8 protein-coding genes are annotated in these 8,152 nt (G+C 30.5%); 7 read left to right on the top strand and 1 reads right to left on the bottom strand.

Annotated features, from left to right (window positions below; all coding sequences use genetic code 11):
* Positions 1-564 precede the first annotated feature (564 nt).
* The 6 genes from ABWP20_RS17830 to spoVAE are packed head-to-tail and all read left to right on the top strand — an operon-like array spanning position 565 to position 3,638.
* Positions 565-729 (top strand): hypothetical protein, encoded by a 165-nt coding sequence (locus ABWP20_RS17830; protein WP_353097687.1) that lies wholly within the window; start codon positions 565-567, stop codon positions 727-729.
* Positions 722-1,345 carry a stage V sporulation protein AA gene (locus ABWP20_RS17825; protein WP_353097686.1) on the top strand — a complete coding sequence of 208 codons (624 nt, stop codon included), beginning with the start codon at positions 722-724 and terminating at the stop codon, positions 1,343-1,345. Before ABWP20_RS17830 ends, ABWP20_RS17825 begins: the two co-directional genes overlap by 8 nt.
* Before the next feature lie 14 nt (positions 1,346-1,359).
* A complete protein-coding gene (locus ABWP20_RS17820; RefSeq protein WP_353097685.1) occupies positions 1,360-1,776 on the top strand; it encodes a stage V sporulation protein AB in 417 nt (138 codons plus the stop codon).
* Between the two features lie 22 nt (positions 1,777-1,798).
* Positions 1,799-2,248 (top strand): stage V sporulation protein AC, encoded by a 450-nt coding sequence (gene spoVAC / locus ABWP20_RS17815; RefSeq protein WP_353097683.1) that lies wholly within the window; start codon positions 1,799-1,801, stop codon positions 2,246-2,248.
* A 3-nt stretch (positions 2,249-2,251) separates the two neighbouring features.
* Positions 2,252-3,271, top strand: coding sequence for a stage V sporulation protein AD (spoVAD, locus tag ABWP20_RS17810; RefSeq protein ID WP_353097682.1), 1,020 nt, complete (start codon positions 2,252-2,254; stop codon positions 3,269-3,271).
* Between the two features lie 10 nt (positions 3,272-3,281).
* Entirely contained in the window at positions 3,282-3,638 is a 357-nt protein-coding gene (gene spoVAE, locus ABWP20_RS17805; protein ID WP_353097680.1) for a stage V sporulation protein AE, read from the top strand.
* Positions 3,639-3,648: 10 nt separating this feature from the next.
* On the opposite strand, the gene ABWP20_RS17800 is transcribed toward spoVAE, so the two are convergent.
* Complete coding sequence (locus tag ABWP20_RS17800) at positions 3,649-6,567, bottom strand: penicillin-binding protein 1A (protein ID WP_353097679.1); 2,919 nt, start codon at positions 6,565-6,567, stop codon at positions 3,649-3,651.
* Positions 6,568-6,836: 269 nt separating this feature from the next.
* Between ABWP20_RS17800 and hflX the strand changes: the two genes are divergently transcribed.
* On the top strand, positions 6,837-8,105 hold the full coding sequence (gene hflX / locus ABWP20_RS17795) for a GTPase HflX (RefSeq protein WP_503012554.1): 1,269 nt from the start codon (positions 6,837-6,839) through the stop codon (positions 8,103-8,105).
* Positions 8,106-8,152 lie beyond the last annotated feature (47 nt).

Raw genomic sequence — 8,152 nt, 5'->3', positions numbered from 1 at the left:
TAATTATTGTATCGTGTTAAACTTTTTGTGTCCATACTTATATACTAACACCATACATACTTTATAGTTTAATTAATAAATAGGTTAATATACTTGATTAATAAATTTTCAAATTACTAATTTTATGAAGAGATTCTTTATTAAGATATTACCGCTAAATGAAATTTAGATTTTAATTTTAAAAAATAAACTGTATTGTTTGTAATAAATAAAGTTTTCTTTAAATCATGGTGTTTTAGATTATCTCTTAATTTTATATTGTATTATGGAAGGTTAAGAAATTTAGAAATAAATTGTTAAAGATGTAAAGAAAGAATATTTAATAGATTTGGTTTTATATTATATGACTATTTGTGTGCCATTAAGGTCCTTTTTTGAATTTAAAATTCTTCAATGATAAATTTCCTTTATATTAATTATTTTACGAATATAAATTCTATATTATTTCATATTATATTGATTCTTTCAAATTTAATGATATTAATTGTAAAATTTTCCTATTGGATATTTTTTTGTATTAAAAAATAATTATAGCAGATAATAATCTTAGAATGGGGTGATTATATGTTATATAGATTAAGATATAAAAGAATAATTATTACATTAGTGGTTTTCCTGATTCTTGCCAGTGGAATTTTATGGTATAAAGGAGAGATAACAAATAAGGAAGTACCTAAGAAAGCTAAGTTTGTTAATAATACTTTAGAATGGAGTATGATCTATGGATAAGGAAAAGGTATATATAGTAATTAATAAGAAAGCCTCTATTCAACCAGATAAAGATATACTTGTAGAAAATTTAGGGGAAGTATATTGCGATAAACCAGATATAAAGAAAGCAATTGAAAATATTAGAGTTAAAAAAAGAAATATTGAAGAAGATTGGGACTATATAACTGCAACTGATATATCAGAGAAAGTTTTAGGAAAATACCCAGATATAGATTTGGATTTACTTGGAGAAGTAGAAGTACTAATAGAATATAAATCTAGGGAAAAAGAAAGACCATTCTTAGAGTTTGTTAAAGTACTTTTAGTATGTATAGTCTTATTTTTTGGAGCAAGTATAGCCATAATAAATTTTCATTCAGATGTTGATGCTAAACAATCTATGGAGAAATTATATTTTACATTTACTGGGGAAAAAAAAGATAATCCTTTGGTTATGAACATTCCATATTCCATTGGAATTGGGGTGGGAGTACTAACTTTTTTTACTAGAATTTTTAGTTTTAGTAATAGAAGAAAAAAAGAACCAGGGCCTATGGAAATAGAATTGTTTTTATATGATGAGGATATGGAAAAGTTTATATTAAATGAAACTAAGAAAAGAGATCAGTCATAAAAAAGAGGTGTGCTATGGGAGTAAGATTATTGTTAGGAACAATCGGTTTTGGAGGTGGATTAGCAGTTGGCAGTGCAGCTGCTGCTTTTATAACAATATTACAAATAGTTCCGAGATTAGTCCAGATTACTAATACATGGAAGTACATTAAAATTTATCAACTGATTATATCAGTATCGTTTATTTTATTTGTTATAATATATTTTTCAGAATTCCATATGAATTTGCCTAAAATCATAGTTGCACTAATTGGTTTATTATATGGAGTTTTTATTGGGTTATTGTCTTCTGCTTTAGCGGAAGTTCTAAATGTAATTCCAGCAATGTCGAAGAAATTGAAGATAAAGGATAATTTAAAATATGTTATATTGGCATTAATGGCTGGTAAGGTAGCAGGAGCATTATATTTTTGGCTATTTTCAGCTGTTTGATTAAGTAGAGGAGATGAAATAAATGGATAATATGAATAAAAAAGAATATCAAAAGTATTCAGAGAAAAAGGTTCCAAAACCTACTTATTTAAAGAATATAATATTTGCTTTCTTAGTAGGGGGAGCTATTTGTACAGTAGGGCAACTTCTAAAAAATTGGATGGTAAGACATGGACTTGATGAAAAAGCAGTTGCAGCAGGTACATCAATTATTTTAGTGTTTTTAGGAGCTTTTCTTACTGGATTAGGAGTATATGATAAAATTGGAAAGATTGGTGGAGCAGGGGCAGCTGTGCCTATTACAGGATTTTCTAATGCAGTAGTAGCACCAGCAATGGAATTTAAGACAGAAGGATTTATTTTTGGTGTTGCATCAAAAATGTTTACTATTGCAGGACCTGTATTAGTATATGGAGTAGGAAGCTCAGTAATTGTAGGCATATTACATTTATTATTTACGAAGGGGAGATAATATATGGCATTAAAAAGATTTGGTTCACAAACAGTTAAATTTCAAAATCCACCTTCAATAATAAGTACCTATACAATAGTAGGACCAAAAGAAGGTGAAGGACCTCTAAAAGATTATTTTGATATGATTTTAGAAGATGACATGTGGGGGCAGGAATCCTTTGAAAAATCTGAAGCCAAAATACAGGAAGAAGCTATAAAGGCGGCGTTATCAAATGGAAATCTAACTAATAATGATATTGACTATTTGCTTTCAGGAGATTTATTAAATCAAATAGTTTCATCTACGTATACTGCGAGAGCCCTTAGTATACCTTATTATGGACTTTATGGCGCATGCTCTACTATGACCCAGTCTTTATCCCTAGGAGCAATGCTAGTAGATGGAGGATTTGCAGATAAAGTTATATGTGCAACATCGAGTCATTTTAGTTCTGCTGAAAGACAATTTAGATTTCCATTAGAATATGGTTCCCAAAGGAATTTTGGAGCACAATGGACTGTTACTGGTTCTGGTGCTACTATACTTTCTTCTGAGGGGAATGGACCTTATATTACTTATGTAACTACAGGAAAGATTATAGATATGGGTATTAAAGACGCAACAAATATGGGAGCAGCTATGGCGCCTGCAGCAGTTGATACTTTAATTGCCCATTTTAAGGATACTGGATATTCTCCAGATAGTTATGATCTTATAATTTCTGGAGATTTAGGTAAGGTAGGAAAGAATATAGTATTAGATTTAATGAAAAAAGAAGGATATGACTTATCTAGTATGTATACAGATTGCGGTGTAGAAATATTCGATGGAGAAAATCAAGATACCCATGCAGGAGGATCCGGATGCGGATGTGCTGCAGTTGTTTTAAATGGATATATATATAAAGAAATGATGAAGGGGAAATTTAATAGAGTACTAATAATGGCTACGGGAGCTCTTCATTCAACGATTATAAATCAACAAGGTGAATCAATTCCAGGAATAGCTCATGCAGTTACAATAGATATAAATAATAGTTAGGGGTGGTTATATGGAATATATTAAAGCTTTTGTAGTTGGTGGGTTAATATGTGTAATTGGTCAAGTGATATTAGATAATACTAAATTAACACCAGCTCATATATTAGTTTCTTTCCTTACAGCTGGAGTTATTTTGGGAGGCATAGGAATCTATAAGCCACTTGTAAAATTTGCAGGAGCAGGAGCTACAGTACCAATAGTGGGATTTGGCAATGCATTAGCAGAGGGAGCCATAGAAGGAGCTAAGACTAAAGGCGTAATAGGAGCTTTTACTGGAGGATTACAGGCAACTGCTGGAGGAGTGGCGGCGGCAATTTTATTTGGATATATAATGGCATTAATATTTAATCCAAAAACGAAAAACTAAGGAATTAACCTTAGTTTTCGTAATTATATTCAAATTCATCGTCATCATCTCCCCATGATGGAGGGAAGAAATCATCCTCTATAGGATTCTCTGGAACTACAGTATTTTGATTATGGTCAGTACATACTTCAGTTGGTACTGAGTATTGGAAATCTGTTGGTACTATACCATTATGTTCAGAAGGGAAATATGGTGGTGTACGGTCTATTAATACTTTTGTAACCTTATTTTCTTCTGGACAATATTCATTTGCCAGCTTTCCATTAGTACTATCTATAGTTACTTCCACATGGACATCACAATAGCTTTTCGGTTCAGTACCTTTTACAAATATTTCAGATTTAACAGTACTACCTCTTGGGTCTCTAGTACAAAGTTCTGTTGGTAATTTTCCAGATTGAGTACATACATTAACTGATACAATACCATTAGGTTTTTCGAAGGAAGTTTTACTCTCTAAACCTTCATGCATCCTAGTCATTATATGCTGCCACAATTGCACAGCTGTACCACTACTTTGAGTAAGAGTAATTTTAGGTGAATCATTTCCTATCCATGTAGCCGCAGCATAATATGGACTAAATCCAACGAACCAAATATCTGCTTGATCTGTTGTTGTACCTGTTTTACCACCAACTACCATATTAGAAAGTTTAGCTCTTCCTGCAATACCATTTGTAACTGTTGTCCTCAAAATATCTGACATTATATATGCTACTTGAGGAGATACTACTATAGTTTCTTTTGGAGTATTATCAATCAAGATATTACCATTGTTATCCTCTATTCTAGTGAAAGCCCTAGGTTCTATATATACACCGCCGTTTGCTATGGCACCATATGCAGCAGTTATTTCTAAAGGGGTCATACCTTTTGTCATACCGCCTAATCCAAGGGCTGATAAATTTTCATCATTATTAGCTCTATTTTCCTTAGCTGTAACAAAGCTATCGTTTTCAGGATTAAGTTTGCTAATGATACCAAGCTTTTCTAAATAGGACATAGAAGTTTGTATACCAATGGATTCTACAACTTTAACAGCATTTACGTTAACTGAATGTTCTACTGAACGTCTTAGAGTATGGATTCCTCTATATCTATCTCTATACCAGTTTCTTGGCCATAGTTTTCCATTTGAATAAAATGGAACATCATCTATTGTAGTCGCAGCTGTATACCCGTTATCTAATGCTGGCAAATAAGCAGTTATAGGTTTTATAGATGAACCAGGTTGTCTTCGAGATGCAGTTGCTCTATTTAATATTTTAGCACCTTCAATATCTCTTCCTCCTACTAAAGCTTTAATCTGGCCTGTCCTATAATCTAGTAAAACAGTAGCCGATTGAGGTTGTACAACACCATTTTTAGCTCTAAAGAAATATTTGTCACTGATTAATAGATTCCCCTTATCATCTGTTCTATAAAAATCTTTGTTTTTATTTAGATAAGCACTGCCTATTTTAATTTCCTTATTATCAGAAATGCTGTAACTTTCTTCTGGAATGACTATTGAACCAACACTATGACTTACTAGGTTCTTTCTATCATCTATAGTATAGTAATCCCCTACATCAATATGTTTTTTATAAGGCATAAGTTTTTTATTTTTAATAAATAGGTTATTGTCTTTAAATTCATATGTGCCTTTTTCCAGTACTAACTCAAAATTTTCATTAAATAAATTATTTTGGCTGTAATAGATAACATTGCCCTTCTCATCAATAACATCCTTGGATTTACTTAATCTCCAGTCTACTAGTATAGGACCTTTTTTCTTTGCAGGGTTTCCTACTAAGATTTCAGTAAAATTATTATATACATTTTCTAATTCTCTTTGAAGTTTTACATCCATAGTAGAATAGATTTTTAATCCACCTGTAAATAATTCATCTTGTGCTTGTTCTTTTGTATAGCCTAGTCTTTCTACTAAGGCGTTAATTGCTTGAGTTTTAACATAGTCAGTAAAATAAGAAGATATTCCTTCAATTTTCTTTCTGCTAGGTTTTAGATTTTCTTTAATATTTTCATTTAATGCCTCTTGATATTCAGATTCTGTGATTTTGCCTAAATCTAACATTTTCTTTAATACAAGTTTTTGTCTTTTTACAGCCTCTTCATTATATACTGCTATATACTTTTCTCCTAATATTTCCAGTTGTCCAACTTCATAATGCTTGTCACTATCGAAATTCTCAGTACTGACAGTGTGATAAGGTGCGTATTTAGTTGGTGATTTTACTATTCCTGCAAATAAAGCAGATTCTGCTATAGTTAAATCTTCAACATTTTTTGAAAAATATGTTTGTGCTGCTTCTTGTACTCCATATGCACCTTGTCCCAAATTTACTCTGTTTAAATATGCTTCAAGTATTTGGTCTTTTGTTAGAGCTTTATCAATTTGAATAGCTAGATAAGCCTCTTTAATTTTTCTATCCCAGCTTTTTTCTCTTGTTAAATAAACATTTCTTGCTAACTGCTGTGTAATTGTACTTGCACCTCTGACAGCAGACCCAGCTTTTATATTGTCTATTGCAGCAGAAATTATCCCCTTAGGGTCTACACCAATATGTTTTATAAATCTTTCATCTTCAATAGCAATATATGCATCTTTAAGATATTGGGGCATTTGATTTATTTTTACTATTGTTCTAAACTCATTTGTAGGTGCTTGAATTTTTTCAATAAGCTCACCATCAGCGTCATATATAGTTGATGTTAAATCTAAAGAAACATTGACTTTTGAAGGGTCTATATTTGGAACATCCTTCAAAATAGATAGGACTGCACCAGCTAATATACCACCAGCTACAACAGATAACATTAAAAATATAACTAAAAATATTTTTATAGATTTAAATATTGTTTTTCCAGTGGAGCCCTTCTTTTTTCTCTTTTTCTTTTGATTATTGTTGTCATTGTTATTATCCATAAAACTACCTCCTTAATTGAGAAAAGGCTTAATTAGTTAATTATACCATAGAAATATTATAATGTTAATATTAGATACTTAAATGATTATTACAATATAGTTACGAAAAAATAAATAGTATTATTGAATTCTATTAATTATCTTATTTTAATAATTTTATCTTTAAAAGCTGTATCCATATATTGTTAGATAAATTATTTAAATGGTGATATAATAAAGGAAAGAGATAAATTAATGATGTTTTGGAGGTTGATAAATTGAGCCAAGAAATGAAGGATATGGAGAGAGTTCTTATAATTGGAGTGGAATTAGATACAGATACAATAGACATTGAAACTTCTTTAGATGAATTAGAGGAACTAGTAAAAGCTGCAGGGGGAGAAGTGATCTCTAGAGTAATACAAAAGAAAGAAAGTATAAATCCAGCATATTTTATAGGTACAGGAAAAGCTGAGGAAATAAAAAATTATTGCGAGGAACTAGATATTACAACTGTAGTTTTTAACGATGAATTGTCTGGGGCACAATTAAGAAATTTAGAAAAGGTTATTGATAAGAAAATAGTTGATAGAACAAACTTAATTTTAGACATATTTGCTAGAAGGGCAAGTTCAAAAGAAGGAAAATTACAAGTGAAATTGGCTCAACTTAAATATAGACTTCCTAGGTTAATCGGATTTAGAGATTATTTATCTAGAACTGGTGGTGGAATTGGAACAAGAGGACCAGGAGAGCAAAAGCTAGAAACAGATAGAAGACATATATTGAGGGAAGTAGACAATATTGAGAGACAATTAAAAGAAGTAGAGCAAAATAGAGATGTAAAGAGAAGGAAGAGGGAGGAATCTAATTTACCTGTAGTAGCATTGGTGGGATATACTAATGCAGGTAAATCAACATTATTAAATAAAATAATTGAATTAAATGATGAATATGAAGAGTCAAAACAAGTTTTTGTAAAGGATATGCTATTTGCAACTTTAGATACATCATTAAGACGTGGAAAGCTTCCTAATGGTCAAGCATTTTTATTAACAGATACAGTAGGATTTGTATCTAAACTTCCTACAAAGCTAATAGAGGCCTTTAAAGGAACTTTAGAAGAAGTAAAATATGCGGATTTACTGCTTCATATAGTAGATGCTTCCAATAAGGATTTAGATATACAGATTAAAACAACTTATGACATATTAAAAGATTTAGATGTGCTAGACAAGCCTATACTTACGGTATTTAACAAGATGGATAAAGTGGATATTCACAATTTATTTTATGATAATAGATATGTAGATAATAAATTGTTTATATCAGCTAAAAATGGGGAAAATATAGATAAACTACTGGAAAATATTGAAAACTTATTACCACAGCAATATAGATTGGTTACTATTAAAATACCATATCACAAGCAAAGTATAGTGAACTATTTTTGTGATAATTATCAAATAAATAATTTAGAATACTTAGAAGATGGTACTGTATTAAAATTAACTATTAACCAACTAGACTTAGAAAAATATAAGGAATATATAATTTAACCTGTTGTGCTAGTTAAAAATTACAAATATAAAAACTCCAGCAATTA

The organism is Tissierella praeacuta, assembly GCF_040396155.1.
In the GTDB taxonomy this organism is placed as follows: Bacteria; Bacillota; Clostridia; order Tissierellales; family Tissierellaceae; genus Tissierella; species Tissierella praeacuta_A.
Note: the sequence above shows the minus strand (reverse complement) of the source record. Positions and strands in the feature narration are given on the sequence as shown.